Origin of the sequence: Salinimicrobium sediminilitoris, from assembly GCF_020866905.1 — a bacterium.
Lineage (GTDB): Bacteria > Bacteroidota > Bacteroidia > Flavobacteriales > Flavobacteriaceae > Salinimicrobium > Salinimicrobium sediminilitoris.
Window position 1 is genome coordinate 159503 of the sequence record NZ_JAIVCC010000009.1, and the last position, 18348, is coordinate 177850.

An 18348-nucleotide genomic window follows, 5' to 3' on the forward strand; every position below is an offset into this window, starting at 1 on the left:
CTTTGTCTTTATTGTATTGGTTTTTTAGTTTCAACTTTTAATATGTGTGCGGGAATTGCCCGTGGATGTAGTTCAACAAAATTCCACTCGTCCTGCCATATATAACTCGCTCCTGTAAGAAGATCTTTTACAGAGTAGGAGTCATGATTTTCTATCTTTAGACGTTCCAGCGGCACCTGGACCCATCCCGCCTGAGTATTATTGGGATCGAGGTTGACTACGATAATTAGTTTGTTTTTCTCCTCCTGGTCTACCTTGGAATAACATATAATCTGGTCATTATCTGTATCACAGAATTCTATGTTCCAGGTGGTTTGCAACGCCTCATTTTCCTTTCTTATCCTGTTGAGAATGCTTATCATCTCTTTGGTGCGCGTGTTGCGGTGCCAGTCCCAATGATAGATCTGGTATTTTTCTGAGTGTACATACTCCTCTTTCCCGGGATAAGGCTCGTTTAATCCGAATTCAAATACAGGTCCGTATAATCCGTAATTAGAAGACATAGTTGCGGCCAGGATAAGCCTTATAATAAAAGAAGGTTCTTCCCTGTGCTCCAGTGATATTGGTAGGATATCGGGTGTATTTGGCCAGAAGTTTGGCCTGTAATACTCCCTGACTTCAGTTTTAGTTAAATGAGTTAGATATTCCTGAAATTCTTCTTTGGTGTTCCTCCAGGTGAAATAGGTATAAGATTGATTAAAACCAACCTTCGCCAATTCTTCCATTACCCTTGGGCGGGTAAAAGCTTCCGCAAGGAAAATAATACCTTCGTGTTTTTTGTTGATCTCCTTAATACACCATTCCCAGAATGGAAAAGTCTTGGTGTGAGGATTATCTACTCTAAAGACATTTACGCCTTTGTCGATCCAGAATTCCACGATGCTCTTAAGCTCATCCCAAAGATTTTCCCAATCTTCGGTTTCGAAGTTCACGGGCAGCACATCCTGGTATTTCTTCGGCGGGTTTTCGGCATATTGCACTGTGCCATCCGGTCGCCATTTAAACCATTGCGGGTGCTCCTTAACATAAGGGTGATCTGGCGAACATTGAATAGCGAAGTCCAGGGCTATTTCAATATCTATATCCTTAGCTTTTTTCACCAGGCGTTTGAAGTCCTCCATGGTTCCCAACTCGGGATGAATAGCTTTATGTCCTCCTTCTTTAGCTCCTATTGCCCATGGGGAACCTGGATCTCCTTCCTCGGCGTCGGTAGCATTGTTCAGACCTTTACGGTGGCTGCGTCCTATAGGATGAATAGGAGGGAAATAGATGGTGTCAAATCCCATTTTTGCCACCTCGGGCAGCACATTTTCACAATCTTTAAATGTTCCATGGCGGTCTTTCTCAGGAGATGCAGACCTTGGAAAGAATTCATACCAGGCACTAAAGAGCGCCTTTTTTCTTTCCACTCTTACTTCAAGAGTCTTATCGTATGGGAAAGCAATATTGCGATCGCGGGATTCGTACATCGCTTTGGAAGCACTGTCGCTTAAAGCTTCAGAAACCGCTCTTTGCTCATGATCTTCATCGCGTAAAAGCGCGATCCATTCCTTGAGTTTCTTTTTATTGGGAGCAGAGGCGCGGGAAAGCGCTTCTTCCATTAGTTCGGCTCCAATCAAAAGTTCAGTTTTAAGGTTTTGGTTGGCGGCGGCTTTTTTCTCAAGGCCATCCTGCCAGGTGGTGTAGTGATCTACCCATGATTCAATGGTGTATTCATAATCTCCTGTTTCACCAAGTTTGAAGGTAGTGGTCCACCGGTCATTACCTAAAAAGCTCATTGGCTGTTCCTGCCATTTCTTTTCGCGACCTTTGCCTTTCTTTTTCTCCCGGTAAAGGAGCACAGCGTCCACCTTGTCATGGCCATCACCAAAAATATCGGCTTCTACTTTTATTTCTTCGTCTATTACTCTTTTTATCGGGTACTTTCCACAGTCAATTTGGGGTTTCACATTTCTTATACTAACTCGCTTATGACCATCTATTTTCATATGTTTTATTTAAAGGATAAAAGGTTGATTATTTCCCGAAATACCAGTGATTTCAAGTCTTTGTGCATTCTAAAACACTTAAATTTAGGCAAGTAAAAGCACACCCTTAGTTAAAAAAGTATTAAACATTAAATCTTCCGTTTTATCCTTCTTAGCTTTGAATGTGTTTGAAAATTCAGGAAGAAAAGATATCTATGGGTAAGAAAGTTGGTGCAGTATATATAGGACATGAAAAGGTTGAGTTTTGCGTATGGGCACCTTTTGCCGAATCCATTGAAGTAGTCGTAAAAAATATACAGGAGCCGGTGGCTCTTACCAAAGATGATCAAGGTTACTGGTGTAAAACCCTTAATGATATAAAGCCGGGAACGCTGTACAAGTTCAGGCTGAATAAAAAGGATGAATTTCCAGATCCCGCCTCTCTTTCCCAGCCACAGGGTGTACATTCCTGGTCTCAGGTTATAGATCATTCCGGTCATTCCTGGCAGGACAACGCCTGGAAAGGTAGGGAGGTTGATGATATGATCATTTATGAACTCCATGTTGGAACTTTCACTCCTGCCGGAACTTTTGAGGCGATTATTGAAAAACTCGATCACCTCGAAGAATTGGGGATCAATACCCTGGAGTTGATGCCAATTGCACAATTTCCGGGAGAACGTAACTGGGGTTATGACGGGGTTTATCCTTTTGCAGTCCAGGATAGTTATGGGGGAGTTAACGGTCTTAAAAAATTGATTGATGCCTGTCATGACCGCGGCTTCAGCATCTTGCTTGATGTGGTCTACAATCATCTTGGACCCGAAGGAAATTATATTTCACAGTACGGGCCTTATTTCACAGATAAATACCACACTCCGTGGGGAAGCGCCCTCAATTTTGACGATGAATATTCTGATCCTGTGAGGCATCATTTCATTCAGAATGCCTTAATGTGGCTTGAAGATTTTCACTTTGACGGACTTCGGCTGGATGCTGTCCATGAGATCATAGACCGCGGCGCAAGACATTTTCTCAAAGAGCTGAGTGAGAAGACAGATGAGCTGGAAGCAAAGACGGGGAGAAGATATAATCTTATTGCCGAAAGTGATCTTAATGATACCAAATTAATAAAAGAATATTCCGAAGGTGGTTTTGGATTGGAAGGCCAGTGGGTGGATGATTTTCATCATTCGCTACACACCGTTCTTACCGATGAAAAAGCCGGTTATTATGCCGACTTCGGAAAAATGGAATATCTGAAAAAAGCTTTTAAACAAGCTTTTGTCTATGACGGCAAATATTCAAATTTCAGAAAACGAAGCGTCGGCAACAGCCCCAAAGGGCTGGATCCTTCCAATTTCGTTATTTGTATACAGAATCATGACCAGGTAGGGAACCGCTTGTTGGGAGAGCGACTGGCTGAACTGGTGAGTTTTGAAAAGCAAAAACTTGCTGCTGCAACCATGATCTCGTCTCCTTATGTTCCTATGCTCTTTATGGGTGAGGAGTTTGGCGAAAAGAACAGGTTTCAGTATTTTGTTAGTCATGGCGATGCCGATCTTGTACAAGCCGTACAGGAGGGGCGAAAAAAGGAATTTGAATATTTCTTCCATTCTCATGCTGAAGGAGAATTCCCCGACCCACAGGCCGAAACAACCTTTAAAAATTCCAGGCTCGACTGGCATTTTAAAGAAGAAGAGCAGAAAAAACACACCTTTGCCTTTTATAAAGAGTTGATAAAATTGAAAAAGGAAGGCGCTTTTGATCTTTTTAAAAGCCAAAGTATTAATACGGAAGCTGATGAGGAGAAGAAAATCCTGAAAGTTTCTGCCCGGGATGGAAATTCAGTTTTAATGGGGATCTATAACTTCGGAAACTCAGCTTATTCAGAAGAAATTTCAGAAAAAGAAAAACTGCAGGTACTAATATTTTCTGCAGATAAAAAATGGGGAGGCGACAGGAAAATTGAAGACGTTTTAAATTCAGGAAAAATCAACGTTCCTGCGGAAGCGGTTTTGATCTACAGATCTTAAAAATATTTCCTCCCAAAAATGCCTTTTTTGGAACCTAATTTCCAGAATGGTAGTTCATTAACTAATTACAACATTATGAGTAAGAAATATGTATGCGTGCACGGACATTTTTATCAACCGCCAAGGGAAAATCCATGGTTGAACAAGGTTGAGATACAGGAATCGGCATACCCTTATCACGACTGGAATCACAGGATAAATGCAGAATGTTACGTAAGAAATTCGGCTTCCCGTATCCTTGATGAGGAGGGGAAGATCCAGGCTATCATGAATAATTATGCCTGGATGAGCTTTAATATAGGTCCCACTTTACTGGCATGGATGCAGAGTGAAACGCCACAAACTTATGAGGCGATACTGGAGGCCGACAAGCAGAGCCAGGAAGCTTTTTCCGGACACGGGTCTGCGCTGGCACAGGCTTATAACCATCTTATTATGCCCCTGGCCAATAAACGCGACCAGGAAACGCAGGTAATTTGGGGAATCGAGGATTTCAAATCCCGCTATAACCGTATGCCCGAAGGTATGTGGCTTGGTGAAACAGCGGTAAATACCGATGTTTTGGAGATGCTTGCCAAGCACGGGATCAAGTTCACCATCCTATCTCCATATCAGGCAAAACAGGTGAGAAAGATTGGTGCTAAAGACTGGGAAGACGCGAGTGATGCTAAAGTAAATACCCGCCGTGCCTATAAATGTAATTTACCTTCTGGTAACGAGATAAGCCTTTTCTTTTATGATGGCCCCGCTTCACAGGCCGTTGCTTTTGAAGGTCTGCTGAATAATGGAGAGGCTTTTGCCGACAGGTTAAGAGGTCAATTCGACGAAGATGATGATGATATGGAATTGGTGCACATAGCTACAGATGGAGAGAGTTATGGTCACCACCATAAACTGGGAGAGATGGCACTTTCTTACTGCCTGCACTCCCTGGAAGAAGATGAAGATCTAAATCTTACCATTTATGGTGAATTCCTTGAAAAATTCCCTCCCGAATATGAGGCTCAAATCATTGAAGATACCTCATGGAGCTGTTACCATGGCGTGGAGCGTTGGCGCAGCGATTGTGGTTGTAATACAGGTGGGAATGAAGACTGGAACCAGGAGTGGCGTAAACCTCTTAGAGAGGCATTCGACCAGGTTCGGGAAAAGCTAATTACCCTCTACGAAAAGAAAATGGAGCCTTTTTCTTCAGATCCCTGGGGAGTGAGAAATAAATATATCCAGGTGATCCTGGACCGGGACACTGCCAACGTAAAAAAGTTTCTTTCTGAAAATTTTGGAGATGGACTTTCTAAAGAAGACGAAGTTAAGTTGCTTAAGCTGCTCGAAATGCAGTACCACACTATGTTGATGTACACCAGTTGTGGCTGGTTCTTCGACGAGGTAAGTGGGATTGAGTCTATGCAGGATATTTTTTATGCGCAAAGGGCGGTGCAACTGGCCGAAGAGATAAGTGGCGACAGTTATGAACCCGATTTTGTGGAATCCCTTAAGAAGATCCCGAGCAACATCCCGGAATATGGAACGGTACATAAAGCTTACGAGCTGTATGTAAAACCAATGGAGCTCGATATGATAAGGATTGGTGCTCACTACGCGGTCTCTTCGATTTTCGAGGAGTTTCCTGAAGAAGTTACACTTTACAACTTTAGTGCTACCATAAAAGCCAGCCATTATTACGAAGCCGGAAAACAGAAATTAATGATCGCCCGCACTGAGTTCCGCAGTGATATTACCTGGGAAGATCTCGATATTTCCTATGCGGTTCTTTATATGGGAGATCATCATATTTTTGGAGGGGTGAGGCAGTACATTAGTCCCGAAGCGCTCGAAGAACTTCACGATAAAATGTCATATTATTTCGAAAAAGGTAATATCTACGAGATCTTTAATCTTATGGATACACACTTTGGAAATCACAATTACTCCTTCTGGCACTTGTTCCGTGATGAGCAACACCTCATTATGAAACAGGTGATGGAAACTAATCTTACAGGGGCCGAGGGCGCCATGCAACAGCTTTACGACAATACTTACCCTTTACTTAAGACTTTCCAGGAGATAAATATGCGTGTACCTTCCAGGCTCAAGCTGCCGGTGGAAATGGCAGTAAATAACAGGCTGGTAAAGGAGCTTAAGAAGAAAGATTGCAACTTAAAGAAACTGGAAAGCCAAATAAAGTCGGCGGTGTCAATACAGGCCAATCTTGATATGGTAACTCTTAATTTCCTGGCGGACAGGCAACTAACCGAAAGAATGCTGGAGCTGGAGCAGAAACCATTAGATCTTAAGTTGCTTAAAAAGGTAAATACCTTTCTAAAAATGCTGGAAGACACACCTTTGTCGCCAGAAAAATGGGAAGCACAAAATATTACCTTTGGAATCAAGGAAAATCATTACCAGGATATGTTTAAACGCAGTGAAGATGGAGATGAATCCGCTTCCAAGTGGGTGCAGGCTTTCCAGGAACTTGAGGAATCTGTTAATCTCTCCCTGTAATGAAAAATCCTGTTTCAACATATCGCGTTCAGCTTTCTCCGGAATATACTTTTGATGATCTCAACGAGATCATAGATTACCTCGAAGAGTTTGGAATTTCGACCGTTTATTCGGCTCCCTTTTTCCAGGCGCGCCGGGGAAGTAGTCATGGTTATGATATTATCGATCCTTTTCGATTAAATAAAGAGATAGGGAGACTTGACATGTTCAGAAAAATTAGTTCAAAACTGAAGCAAAAAAATATGTCATGGCTGCAGGATATTGTTCCCAATCATATGGCCTATGATGGTAATAACGTTTGGCTACAGGATATTTTTGAGCTGGGTCCCGACTCTACTCATTACAAATCCTTTGACATTGACTGGGAACAATCGGGCAAAGTGATGGCACCTTTTCTGGGAAATCCTTTGGCTGAAGTAATTAAGAATAAAGAGCTGCAGCTAAAGGTCTCAAAAAAGGGATTTTTCTTTAAGTATTTTGATCATGAATATTTAGCTGCGGCGCGTTCCTACGCTTCCATCCTTGGCGACCAACTAGGGGGCAAATGGGAAGAGAAGTTTCGAAACTTAACGGTTAAAGAGGAAAAATGGCAGGAATTGAAAGAATATTTTCTGCGGGAATATCAGAAAGATCCGGAATTCAGTAATAAAATTAATAGCAGGATAAAAGAGATAAATGCTTCCGAAGAAAAGCTGAAGGAAATCCTGGAGGAACAGTATTTTCTGCCGGCTCACTGGAAAGAGACCGAAGAAAATATCAATTACAGAAGATTTTTTACGATCAACGATCTCATTTGTCTTCGCATGGAAGACAAAAAGGTTTTTGAAAGTTACCACCGGTTTATTCTGCAGTTATGCGAAGAGAACCTTATCCACGGCCTGCGAATAGACCATATTGACGGCCTGTTGGATCCAAAGGAATATCTGGAATGGCTTCGGGTAAAACTGGGGTCAGATTTTTATATTACTATCGAGAAGATCCTGGAATGGGATGAAAAACTACCTGTACACTGGCCGGTTGAAGGTACCAGTGGATACGGATTTCTTGCTACAGTTAATCAATTGCTTACCGATCCTACCGGGGAAGAGAAATTTTTAGAAGCCTATCAAAAGCTTTACCCTAAAAACTCAGATTATCATGATCTGGTTTATGAGCAAAAGCTGTTCATCCTTACCGAAAGAATGTGGGGCGAGTATAAGAACCTTTGGGAAATGGCTTTAAATCTAGATCTTCTGGATGAGGAAGAAAATAACCGGAAGGCTTTGGGAGCCTTTTTGGCTGCTTTCCCTGTCTACAGGATCTATCCCGAAGAATATCCCCTTAGAAAGCGGCAGAAAAAGATAATAGAATCTGCTTTTCAAACTGCGCAAGGTCATAAGCCGGAGCTGGAAAAGGAGTTGGAGCAAGTGAAAGATGTCTTCCTGGGAGAAGCTCAAAAAGATCGTGATAACATGCTGCAGTTTCTTCAAAGATGCCAGCAGTTCACAGGTCCTTTGGCCGCAAAGGGAGTGGAAGACACTACTTTTTATATTTTCAATGAATTGATCTCTCATAACGAAGTAGGGGATTCTCCCGAAAATTTCGGACTTTCTGTAGCTGGATTTCATGAGCGAATGAAATTAAGGATGGAAGATTTTCCGCTTTCAATAAATGCCACCGCTACTCATGACACCAAGCGTGGAGAAGATGCCCGAATGAGAATTAACGTGCTGAGCGAAATAGGTGAGGAGTGGTTTAAAAAAGTGGAAGACTGGCGGAAAATAGCTAAAGATGTGAGAAAAGATCCGGCCATTCCCGATGCCAATGAAGAGTATTTCATATTTCAGATGCTCATAGGTGCCTGGCCTCACACAGGAGAGCCAGGAGAGGAGTTTTTGGAAAGATCTACTGCCTACCTTCAAAAGGTGCTGCGGGAGGCAAAAGAGCATTCTTCATGGGCCGATCCCAATATTGATTACGAGAATAAAGTTTTCGATTTCCTAAAGGCTCTGCTGAACTCCTCGCAGTTTCAAGATTCATTTAATAGATTTCAGAAAAAGATTTCTGCCTACGGTTCTCTAAAATCTCTTTCTCAATCTCTGCTGAAAATCACCGCACCCGGAATCCCTGATGTTTACCAGGGAACCGAACTTTGGGACCTGAGCTACGTAGATCCCGATAACAGAAGACCTGTAGATTACGAACTCCGGAAGAAATATCTTTCAGAACTAAATGCTGTGGCTCCTGAAGATCTTCAACAGGAAATTCAGACTTTGAAACAGGATTATACCTCCGGAAAAATCAAGATGTTCTGCGTTCATCGCGCTCTTAATTCCCGAATGCAAATTCCCGGCACTTTTGAAAAAGGGGAATATGTACAGCTGGAAGTAAAAGGGGAGATGGCAGATAAAATTCTCGCCTTTGCCCGCAGGGATGAAGAAAATGCTGCAATAGTTGTAGTTCCCGTGATGGTAGTCGATCTTTTTACTGAAGATCTTCAGGTAAAAAACTTACAGCAAGAGCTGAAAGTCATTCTGCCCAAAAACTTTCCAGGAACCTTCAAAAATGTCTTTTCGGGAGAGGAATTTTCTTCAGATGAAATTGCAATTAAAGATCTTTTTAAAGATTTTCCTGTCGCACTTTTAAAACAAGACACATAATATGAAATTAGAAAGAAGCAGTGGTGTTCTTTTACATATAACCTCCTTACCGGGAGAATTTGGAATAGGGGATCTGGGCCCGGAAGCTTTTAAGTTTCTCGATTTTCTTAAAAAATCGGGATACACTTACTGGCAAATTCTTCCGTTAAATCCTACAGATGGGATCTACCATCATTCCCCTTACAGCAGTCATTCGGCTTTTGCCGGGAATCCTCTGTTGATTAGTCCGGAATTATTGGAGGAAGAAGGATATATCGATCTTAAGGATTTTCCTGTGCCTTCAGGAATGAAGTCTGAAAAGGTCATTTTTGAAACGGTAGAAATGTATAAGCAGCAGATTTTTAATGCCGCTTATAAAAAATTCAAAAGCAGTAATCAAAAAGATCCCGACTTTGCTGAATTTACAAAGACGCATGAAGGATGGCTGGATAATTACAGTCTCTACCTGGCTTTGCGCTACAAATACGATAAAGCTAATTGGACCAATTGGCCAAAAGAATTACGGGACAGGGAACCGGAAGCTCTGGAAAAAGCAAGACATGAATTGAGTGAACAAATAGAACGTGAGAAGTTTATTCAGTTTCTTTTCTTTTCTCAATGGTCCCGTTTAATACTGGAGGCGCACGGGCAGGGGATCAAAATCTTTGGAGATGTACCTTTTTACGTAAACCACGACAGTGCCGACTGTTGGGCGAATCCCGAAATATTTAAACTGGATGAGCAAAAAGAACCTACCCATATTTCGGGTGTACCACCAGATCTTTTCAGTAAAACAGGTCAATTATGGGGAACTCCGGTTTATGATTGGGAGGAACTTAAAAAGGATGGATATGAATGGTGGATGGAGCGCCTGCGACAAAATCTCCTGTTGTTTGATGTTGTGAGGATAGACCATTTTAGGGCATTTGCCGATTATTGGGAGGTGCCTGCAGAGGAGAAGACTGCTATCAACGGAAAATGGGAAAATACTCCCGGTGTTGATTTCTTCAAGAAGGTGCAAACAGAATTTCCCGAAATGCCTTTTATAGCCGAAGATCTTGGGATTTTGGACCAGCCGGTTTACGATTTACTGGATGAATTTGATTTCCCGGGAATGAAAGTTTTACAATTCGCTTTTGGGGATCCAAATCGCAGGAATCCATATATACCTTATAACCACCAATTCAACAGCATTGTTTATACGGGGACGCACGATAATAACACTACGCGGGGCTGGCTAATGGACAGTGATAAAAAAGTTCAGGAACATTTAGATCGATATATCGGTCAAAAGATAACTAAAGAAAATGTTCATGAAGTACTGGGACGTATGGCCTTAGGATCTATTGCTGCAATAGCGATACTTCCTTTGCAGGATATTTTAGGATTGGGGAGTGAGGCTATAATGAATACTCCCGGCAGTACAAAAGGGAACTGGTGCTGGCGCACAACTTCTGAAGAAATAGCCGGTTTAAATACAGAAAAACTGTTTGAAGAAAATGAGCTCTACGGAAGAATTCAGAAATAAAAACCTTCCAAAAATGACATTTTAGAATAATGAAAAAACCCGGAGATTAATCCGGGTTTTTCATTATTCTTAGGCTGCATATTGTCTGCAAGCTTCTGCACATTCGCGGCAGGCTTCTGCACAGTCCTGGCAGTGTTGAGTTTCATGTTTTTTACACTCCTCAGCACATTGTGTACATACCATTTCACAGTATTTCACAAGCCCTGCAACATTGGCATCCTTGATAGTTAATATATCTGCAAGAGATGCGCAGGCAGAGGCACAGACCTTATCTTTTCTTATACAATCTACCATCTTCTTGAGGTTGTCCTCATCAAGACAGGCATCTGCACAATGGTTACAATGGTTAATACAGTTCGACAGCTTATTTAAAAATTCCTGATTTTTCATTTTTAATTGGTTTTTGGTTAAACTTTAATTCAATTTTTAAGTTAACCAAATGATCTGCTTAGGAGCTCCAAACTGCTGTTAAACAATGTTTACTAAAGGTTAAAAATCCTTTCTTCTTACCACTCTGGAGATCCTGAAGAGCGGCAGGATGACCCATACAACCAGCATTCCCAAAGAAGCAAAAGCACCCACGGGAGTCCCGAAAAACTCCTTAAAGACGGCGCCGGTGTAACTAAGGAGAGCCGAAATATCAAGTTTTAGAAGGATTAGGATCCTTGAAAGATCTATAGGATTGAACATGGTTGCTACAAGTGAAAACTTATCCAGGGGATATTCCTGAAAATAAACCAGAGAGAGCAGAAACAGCCCATCATAGATCACCGCTAAGAACAACCACATCAATATAGCAAAACCAAATCCTTTGATCTTATTCTCATTGGAAAGAGCGATATTAAATGCCAGTGCAGAGAAAATAAGTGTGAGAAAAAGTCCCGTAATAAGGAGCATGACGAAGTCCCAAATGGCCGGAGATTTGAAGAGGCCGTAAGCAACAAAGGGCAGGCCAAGTCCTATTACCAGGCTTAAAGAAAGAGAGATCGCAACACCCAGATATTGACCAAGAAAAATGGAACTCCGCTTCACCGGTTGCGCCAGCAGCAACTCCGTAAATTCCCTGGAATTATAATAATACATCACTCCAAAAATGGTCCCAATGAGGGGAACCAACATGATGATGACGTTCATAAGGGTAATAACCGCCGTGGAAAGGTTGTTGTTAAGGAATAATAAAGTAGTTCCCAACAGCAAATAGAAGAAGAAATAAACATAACTCCAGCTACTGCGTACAAGGTCAAAAAAGCTGTATTTCAGGATCTTAAACATGTTCTTCAGATAATAAGTGCGCTATGGCGTGTTCAAAATCAAACTGGCCTGTAGAGGTTTTCAACTCACTCACAGTGCCATCGAAGTAGATCTTCCCATCCAGCAGAAATACTATCCGATCTGCCATTTCTTCAACAAAATTCATAATGTGGGAAGTGATAAGAATGGTTTTACCCCTTTCTTTTTCGGTCCTTATCAATTCACGCAGACGTAACAGGGAAACAGGATCAAGTCCCGATGTTGGTTCATCAAGAATGATTAGCGGACTGTCGAACATAAAACACAGCAATAAATTCACTTTTTGGCGGGTTCCGCCCGATAATTTGTTCAGTTTTTTGTCAAGGTAGGGGTGGAGACCAAAAAAGTCAATAAGTTGCTGATCCCTTGCAGTCTTGTTACGCAAATCCTTGATCATAGTGATCAATTCCTCCACCCGCAGGTTCCCGGGGAAGTTTGCGATCTGTGGGAGATAATCCAGCCCCTGCCGGTAATTCCATTTATGGAGAATACTTTTTCCATTCAGCTCGATCTCTCCTTTCTCGGGAACCACCATGCCTAAAATGCTTTTTATAAGCGTGGTTTTTCCGGATCCATTTGGACCCAGAACAGCAATTATCCCTTTTTCTTTTATCTCTAGATCCAGCCCGTTCAAGACGACCTGGGATCCATATTTTTTATGTAGGTCTTTAATACTTACCATTTGATCTTCTTCATTTGAGGTTGTGGATCAACAAGCTCTGCCGGAGTAAAAACAGGAGAGACTTTTTCTGAAAAATCCAGTAACCCAATAAACATGCTTCTTAGTAGAATAATAGCTTCGGGAGTGGTGTTAACCAGGTAGGAAAACAGTTTTACCGGCCGGAACGGCACATCTCCAATTCCGTCTTTATTGAGGTCATAGCCTGTATAATCACTCCAGTAGTTCCTTGAAAATTCATTTTCATTAATATTTCCCGTGTAAGCCACATCAAATGAATTTGCAAGAAAATTATTTCTCCTGAAAACGTTTTTATAACAAGCTCCCCTTATTCTTATCGCATAGCCATTGCTTATAAAATCATTCTCCAGGTAATCTATCCTGTTGGTATTATCGGCACTTATTGCAATGGTGTTATCTTCAAAGATATTATGTTTTAAAGTAGCGTCGTTGATCTCCTTCAAAAGCAGGCCATAAGAGGCACTGCCCCAATTCTTCCTGAAAAGGTTTCTTTCCATCTCAATGAATTTTGAATACATCACCGCTACTCCCGCACCATTATTCTCAAAAAGGTTTTCGAGATACCTGTTGTGATCGGAAAACATGAAGTGAAGGCCGTACCTTAGGTTTTCCTTACAGACATTGTTGATGATATCACAATTGTTGGCAAACTCCAGATAGATACCATCCCTTACTCCCTGTACATCGTTGTCTTCAATGATAAGTTCTTTGGAATGCCATACATGAATGCCATTTCCGGAATTGGCCTGGCTCCTTGCTTTACTCCTGATTATATTACCTTCAATAATTCCATTTTCAGATCTTTCCAGTAGAATTCCGAAGAAAATATTGCTCAGCCGGTTATTTTTAATGCTGAAATTTTTTGACCTGGAGACAAGGATGGAAGCGTTATCACTGGTGTGGCTTGTTCCTATATTTTTGATGTGCAGACCTTCAATGGAGAAATCATCTGCTTTTATTTTAAAAGCCGTGCCTTTCATTTCGGCATCGATCACCGGGTAATCTTCCCCAATTATTGTGAGGGATTTGCCAATAATCTCAATTTCATATTCCTTGTAAAGCCCTTTTTTGATCCTGATGGTGTCACCACTTTTGGCCAGTTCTACTGCCCGTTTTATAGAAGATACATCACATTCGTGACATACGACGATCTCTTTGGCTGCAATAGTGGAGACAAAAAAGAACAGGGAGAAAAAGAGGAGTATTTTCTTCATTATTCAAATCCTAGGATGGGATCTTTTTCAAGCAGGTATGCATTGAGGTCATTCCAGTAATAAGTATCGGCGCTTTGCGGGGAAGCTATAGAGGATTCTTTTTTAATGGCAGCCAAATTAGCTCCCATAGGACTCTTTAGGCTATCATTAACTATAAAAAGAGCCTGTTCCACCGCGATCATGTTGCCGGGATGTGAAAAATCTGCTACCTGTTGAATCGCCATTGCTTCAGAATGATCGTGAAGGTCATTCACCATACATTCTATGGCATCATATTTAAATTGTTTGCCTTTCTTACTTACTGCCTGGGCCGAAAAACTTCGGTCCACTATTGTCATGTCACAAAAGTCACACGCATCCTGTCCATAATCAATTGGTTGTGGATCGGTGCTGCAGGAAATTAAAAGCACAGGGATCAACAGGTAGAGCAAATTTTTCATAAGATCCAGTTTATTTATTTGTTGTTCTTTTACCCCATATCCACGCTACCAGAGTGAGGAACATCCCGGTAAACATGAGATATGCCCCGGTTTGGGGGTAGGAGTGGGCGGTAAAGTTCAAAATCTTCTCAGATCCAAGCAAAGGTGGTTTATAACTTAATGGATTTCCTTCTGAATCTGTTAGCTTTATGATTGCCTTGGGATCAAGATCAGTTCCATATTCTATAAGCCAGTTATTGAAGTCATACATTCCCAGTATTCCCAGAATAGTCATGAGCACCAGCCAACCAAGAAACCAGTTAGGACTTATTTTTCCGAAAAATCCTAAAATACCCAGCAAAATTCCCAATCCTGCCATGCCTCCAATAACCAGAGGGAAGATATTAAACTCCCACATCTCCTCGGGTTTTGGTATCTTTTTCATGCCAATATAATGATTGATACCATCAATGTTCTGTATGTCAAATTCTTCCTCACCTTCAATTCCGGCAATATAAATATCCATACCAAGAGGATCGGGATATTGTGGAGCTTCCAGCTTGATGTTCCATAAAGGGTAGAAGAACAGCCCCAGTAGCAGGGCCGAACCTACTATCATTATAATTCCTGACGTTTTCATATTATTTATTTAAAAAGAAAGCGGGTAGTATTACCCTAACCCGCTTTCATTAAATGAAGAGTTGAAATTTTATAACTAATTAAATATACTCTACTCTCCGTCCAGGGTCCATTTTAACGGCACATTGGAATTCTTTCCTGAAACTCTTACATAACCCTGCATTTCCTGGTGAAGGGCAGAGCAGAAATCTGTACAGTAGAACGGCCATACCCCTTCTTTTTTAGGTTCCCAGGTAATGGTTTTAGTTTGCCCGGGCATGATCAACAATTCTGAAGTGTTGGCGCCTATCATTGCAAAACCGTGAGGGACATCAAAATCCTGCTCCAGGTTGGTAACGTGGAAGAATACTTTATCTCCTATTTTGATCCCTTCCAGGTTATCTGGTGCAAAGTGACTACGTACGGTGGTCATATAAACATGAACATTGTTCCCATCGCGCTCCATCTTTGTTTCACTTTCGCTGGTCGCAGCATATTTGTGCTCATTTTCATCAAGCCTGTAGATCTTTTTGGAGTTCGCTTTTATTTTTTCGGCAGAAATACCTGCAGCATAATGTGGCTCCCCGTGAGTAGGGAAGTCTAGCAGCAGCTCCATCTTATCTCCCGAAATGTCATATAATTGGGCTGAGTGCTCCAATTCCGGTCCTGTTGGAAGATAACGGTCCTTGGTGATCTTGTTCATTGAAATAAGGTACTTACCTTCAGGGTTGCGAGAGTTTCCGCCGGGGATCATAAGGTGACCTACAGAATAGTAACTTGGCTGCCTGTCAAGTACTTCCCATGTTCCTAATTTCCACTTCACAACTTCCGAAGAAATAAAGAATGTAGTGTAGGCATTTCCTTTTCCGTCAAATTCTGTGTGTAGTGGTCCTAAACCTCCGTCTTTTACAGTTCCTGCAAGAGTAGAGTCAAAGTTAAGAATGGGAATGTCATAGGCTTCTCCTGTGAAATCTTCGTTCTCGATTGCCTTAAGCATTTTTGAGAAAGAGTGAACAGTAAGGTCGGTTGACAGTTTTCCATTACCAACAATATATTCTCCCGAAGGATCTACATCACAGCCGTGAGGGGATTTTGGAGTAGGCATAAAGAATACTGCACCTTCCACATCACGCGGGTCAACTCTGGTCACTTTGTCCTCCATTGTAGTTGTAGCCGTATGTGTGTTGTGATCGTATACGTTATGTGCGTACTCAGCATCCATTTGTTCGCCACCGCCATTTCTTACATATTCCTGGATCTTTTTCCAGTTTACCGCAGCGATAAAATCTTTATCATTTTGAGAAGCGTTCACTTCCTGCATAGTATGGGCTTCTTCTGTGTTATAAGTAGTGAAGAAGAACCAGCCGTGGGAATCTCCACGTCCAGGGTGTGACAGGTCATAGTTAAAGCCCGGCATGGCCAGTTGAAAATCGATCTTCATTTTACCGTCGTCTCCTACTGCAATAAAAGTAAGAGGGCCTTTAAAATTCCCTTTCATTTCATCAATGGGCATATCCTTTTGAGGATAGGGAACGGCAAAACGTGTACCTGCTACAACATATTCTGTGTTCTCGGTGACGAAAGAGGAGGAGTGGTTCCCTGCACTGTGAGGGATCTCAATGATCTCTTCTGTCTCAAAAGTCTCCAGACTTATCCTCGCGATACGAGGGGTGTTATTCTCATTGATAAAAATCCATCGGCCATCAGTTTCTCCATTGGTTTGGGAAATATCGGGGTGGTGAGAATCTCCCCAGGGCACAAAGCCGTGGGAGGTATTCAGCATAGGCTTTGTCTCTTCAGAATATCCATACCCGTTGGTAGGGAACTGGGAAAACACTGGAATCTCCTTTAACATACGCCCTGAAGGAAGACCATATACAGTAAGGTTACCACTATATCCTCCCGAGAGAAATGCATAAAATTCGTCATGCTCCCCGGGAGCTACATAGACTCTATCGGCTGCATTAGATGCCATAGCACCACCCGATGATCCATTTGTGTCTTTATTACTTTCATCTCCACAGCTTACAAAAAGCAAGCTGAAGAGAGCAATAGATAAAATTGAATTGAGTTTTTTCATTGGATTGTTATTAGTTGTTCTTTGGTAAAATCACTTTGTCCACTACATGTACCCAGCCGTTGCTGGCTTTTACGGTTCCCAGTATCCTGGCACCTCCCACGTAGATATCATCTCCTTCCTGTGTAACCTCCACGTTCTCTCCCGAAGCCATGTATAAAGTCCTGCCTTTTTTGACATTTTTGAGCAGCATGTCTACCGGATAATTACTTGGAGCCACATGATTGATAAGAATATTAGCAAGTTTTGATTTATTCTCGGGCTTAAGCAGTTCTTCCACAGTTCCTTCGGGTAAGTTATCAAAAGCCTCATTGGTAGGTGCAAATACAGTAAGTGGTCCAACGTTCACCAGGGAATTCTGTACCTCGGCGGCCTCCACGGCAGCTACAAGCGTAGTATGATCTGGAGAATCAATGGCAATACGCAGGGCATTAGGATTATCACTCTCATCATCGATGTAAGCCTGACCTTTATTAGAAGCCGGTATTGCTCCTTCTTCCTGCGGGGTAGGGGCAACGTTGTTAGTCTCCTTGTCATCCTTACAGGATGTGGTGAGGATAAACGCGCCTAAACTGAGGCATAAAATTGTGAACTTGATTTTTTTCATGGGTATTGGATTAGGTTGGTTACCATTGTCAAATTACCTGCACAAAAATGCCTTTTCGGGCTAGTTTTGCTGGTCATACTGTCTGAAGTACTCTAGGATCGCCCGGGTTTCTTCTTCAGTAAGGTTCTGGTTCGCCATTACAGCCATGTTAGACTCCACCAATAGTTTCTTGGCAATTGGGTCTTCTTTGATCATCTTCTCAGGGTTAAGGATCATGTTCATAATCCATTCGGGAGAACGTCTTTCGGTGACTCCAGCAACGGAAGGACCAACGAATTTCTTATCCATCTTATGGCAGGCAGAACACATATTCTTGAAAAGTTCTTCACCGCGGGTAGCCATTGCCTGGTCTATGTCTTCACTTAGGTCAACATTCTCAATAGGTCCAATTCCCTTGTTCTGCATGTTGTCTGTCTCTGCTGTAGTCGAGGTAGCTTCCTCTACAACTTCTTTTTGTACTGCAGTACTTTCATCGGATAGTTTGATCTTTTCCTTTTCTTCTTTTTCTCCACAGGCCGTTACTGCCATAATTAGAGATAGTGCAAAAATCTTTAGTGTTAATTTCATAATAAAGGTTCTTTTTAATTGGTCCAAAATTAAGACATTTACATGTAAAAAAGATAAAACGGTCTTAAAATATTTTAACTCAGATTTAGGGCAGGGGAATCAGTGAAATTCGAACTCTCTATAAATTTCAGCTATTAAAAAGAGATTTTATATGATAAGAATCAGGATTGCTTTAAATTTGGGACTTAATTGTCTTAATTTTTTA

At 41.7% G+C, this 18348-nt stretch carries 14 protein-coding genes; 4 read left to right on the forward strand and 10 right to left on the reverse strand.

Annotated features, from left to right (window positions below; genetic code table 11):
* Window positions 1–8: 8 nt before the first annotated feature.
* Window positions 9–1988, reverse strand: a complete 1980-nt coding sequence (locus tag LA313_RS10620; protein ID WP_228914728.1) for an alpha-1,4-glucan--maltose-1-phosphate maltosyltransferase — start codon at window positions 1986–1988, stop codon at window positions 9–11.
* Between the two features lie 194 nt (window positions 1989–2182).
* Here LA313_RS10620 and treZ point away from each other — a divergent pair, with 194 nt between their 5' ends.
* The 4 genes from treZ to malQ all read left to right on the forward strand — a co-directional run bounded on the left by treZ (window position 2183) and on the right by malQ (window position 10651).
* Window positions 2183–4003, forward strand: coding sequence for a malto-oligosyltrehalose trehalohydrolase (gene treZ, locus LA313_RS10625; RefSeq protein WP_228914729.1), 1821 nt, complete (start codon window positions 2183–2185; stop codon window positions 4001–4003).
* A gap of 75 nt (window positions 4004–4078) precedes the next feature.
* Window positions 4079–6505: a DUF3536 domain-containing protein gene (locus LA313_RS10630; protein ID WP_228914730.1), complete on the forward strand. Its 2427-nt coding sequence runs from the start codon at window positions 4079–4081 to the stop codon at window positions 6503–6505.
* Window positions 6505–9144: a malto-oligosyltrehalose synthase gene (gene treY / locus LA313_RS10635; RefSeq protein WP_228914731.1), complete on the forward strand. Its 2640-nt coding sequence runs from the start codon at window positions 6505–6507 to the stop codon at window positions 9142–9144. The genes LA313_RS10630 and treY overlap by 1 nt, the downstream gene beginning before the upstream one ends.
* A gap of 1 nt (window position 9145) precedes the next feature.
* Window positions 9146–10651: a 4-alpha-glucanotransferase gene (gene malQ / locus LA313_RS10640; protein WP_228914732.1), complete on the forward strand. Its 1506-nt coding sequence runs from the start codon at window positions 9146–9148 to the stop codon at window positions 10649–10651.
* Window positions 10652–10720: 69 nt separating this feature from the next.
* Here the strand turns inward: malQ and LA313_RS10645 are convergent, their stop codons facing one another.
* The 9 genes from LA313_RS10645 to LA313_RS10685 form a co-directional block, all read right to left on the reverse strand.
* Complete coding sequence (locus tag LA313_RS10645; RefSeq protein ID WP_228914734.1) at window positions 10721–11041, reverse strand: four-helix bundle copper-binding protein; 321 nt, start codon at window positions 11039–11041, stop codon at window positions 10721–10723.
* Window positions 11042–11140: 99 nt separating this feature from the next.
* Window positions 11141–11923, reverse strand: a complete 783-nt coding sequence (locus LA313_RS10650; protein WP_228914735.1) for an ABC transporter permease — start codon at window positions 11921–11923, stop codon at window positions 11141–11143.
* On the reverse strand, window positions 11916–12623 hold the full coding sequence (locus LA313_RS10655; protein WP_228914736.1) for an ABC transporter ATP-binding protein: 708 nt from the start codon (window positions 12621–12623) through the stop codon (window positions 11916–11918). Before LA313_RS10655 ends, LA313_RS10650 begins: the two co-directional genes overlap by 8 nt.
* On the reverse strand, window positions 12617–13855 hold the full coding sequence (locus LA313_RS10660; protein WP_228914737.1) for a nitrous oxide reductase family maturation protein NosD: 1239 nt from the start codon (window positions 13853–13855) through the stop codon (window positions 12617–12619). The genes LA313_RS10655 and LA313_RS10660 overlap by 7 nt, the downstream gene beginning before the upstream one ends.
* Window positions 13855–14295, reverse strand: coding sequence for a nitrous oxide reductase accessory protein NosL (locus LA313_RS10665; protein WP_228914738.1), 441 nt, complete (start codon window positions 14293–14295; stop codon window positions 13855–13857). Before LA313_RS10665 ends, LA313_RS10660 begins: the two co-directional genes overlap by 1 nt.
* A 10-nt stretch (window positions 14296–14305) precedes the next feature.
* Entirely contained in the window at window positions 14306–14914 is a 609-nt protein-coding gene (locus LA313_RS10670; RefSeq protein WP_228914739.1) for a hypothetical protein, read from the reverse strand.
* A 90-nt stretch (window positions 14915–15004) separates the two neighbouring features.
* On the reverse strand, window positions 15005–16972 hold the full coding sequence (gene nosZ / locus LA313_RS10675) for a Sec-dependent nitrous-oxide reductase (protein WP_228914740.1): 1968 nt from the start codon (window positions 16970–16972) through the stop codon (window positions 15005–15007).
* A gap of 10 nt (window positions 16973–16982) precedes the next feature.
* A complete protein-coding gene (locus LA313_RS10680; protein ID WP_228914742.1) occupies window positions 16983–17576 on the reverse strand; it encodes a fasciclin domain-containing protein in 594 nt (197 codons plus the stop codon).
* A 60-nt stretch (window positions 17577–17636) separates the two neighbouring features.
* Window positions 17637–18143 carry a c-type cytochrome gene (locus tag LA313_RS10685; protein ID WP_228914744.1) on the reverse strand — a complete coding sequence of 169 codons (507 nt, stop codon included), beginning with the start codon at window positions 18141–18143 and terminating at the stop codon, window positions 17637–17639.
* Window positions 18144–18348: the final 205 nt, after the last annotated feature.

Coding starts and splice junctions, on each gene's coding strand:
- LA313_RS10620 (WP_228914728.1), bottom strand. CDS start 1,988: ATGAAAATAGATGGTCATAAGCGAGTTAGTATAAGAAATGTGAAACCC.
- treZ (WP_228914729.1), top strand. CDS start 2,183: ATGGGTAAGAAAGTTGGTGCAGTATATATAGGACATGAAAAGGTTGAG.
- LA313_RS10630 (WP_228914730.1), top strand. CDS start 4,079: ATGAGTAAGAAATATGTATGCGTGCACGGACATTTTTATCAACCGCCA.
- treY (WP_228914731.1), top strand. CDS start 6,505: ATGAAAAATCCTGTTTCAACATATCGCGTTCAGCTTTCTCCGGAATAT.
- malQ (WP_228914732.1), top strand. CDS start 9,146: ATGAAATTAGAAAGAAGCAGTGGTGTTCTTTTACATATAACCTCCTTA.
- LA313_RS10645 (WP_228914734.1), bottom strand. CDS start 11,041: ATGAAAAATCAGGAATTTTTAAATAAGCTGTCGAACTGTATTAACCAT.
- LA313_RS10650 (WP_228914735.1), bottom strand. CDS start 11,923: ATGTTTAAGATCCTGAAATACAGCTTTTTTGACCTTGTACGCAGTAGC.
- LA313_RS10655 (WP_228914736.1), bottom strand. CDS start 12,623: ATGGTAAGTATTAAAGACCTACATAAAAAATATGGATCCCAGGTCGTC.
- LA313_RS10660 (WP_228914737.1), bottom strand. CDS start 13,855: ATGAAGAAAATACTCCTCTTTTTCTCCCTGTTCTTTTTTGTCTCCACT.
- LA313_RS10665 (WP_228914738.1), bottom strand. CDS start 14,295: ATGAAAAATTTGCTCTACCTGTTGATCCCTGTGCTTTTAATTTCCTGC.
- LA313_RS10670 (WP_228914739.1), bottom strand. CDS start 14,914: ATGAAAACGTCAGGAATTATAATGATAGTAGGTTCGGCCCTGCTACTG.
- nosZ (WP_228914740.1), bottom strand. CDS start 16,972: ATGAAAAAACTCAATTCAATTTTATCTATTGCTCTCTTCAGCTTGCTT.
- LA313_RS10680 (WP_228914742.1), bottom strand. CDS start 17,576: ATGAAAAAAATCAAGTTCACAATTTTATGCCTCAGTTTAGGCGCGTTT.
- LA313_RS10685 (WP_228914744.1), bottom strand. CDS start 18,143: ATGAAATTAACACTAAAGATTTTTGCACTATCTCTAATTATGGCAGTA.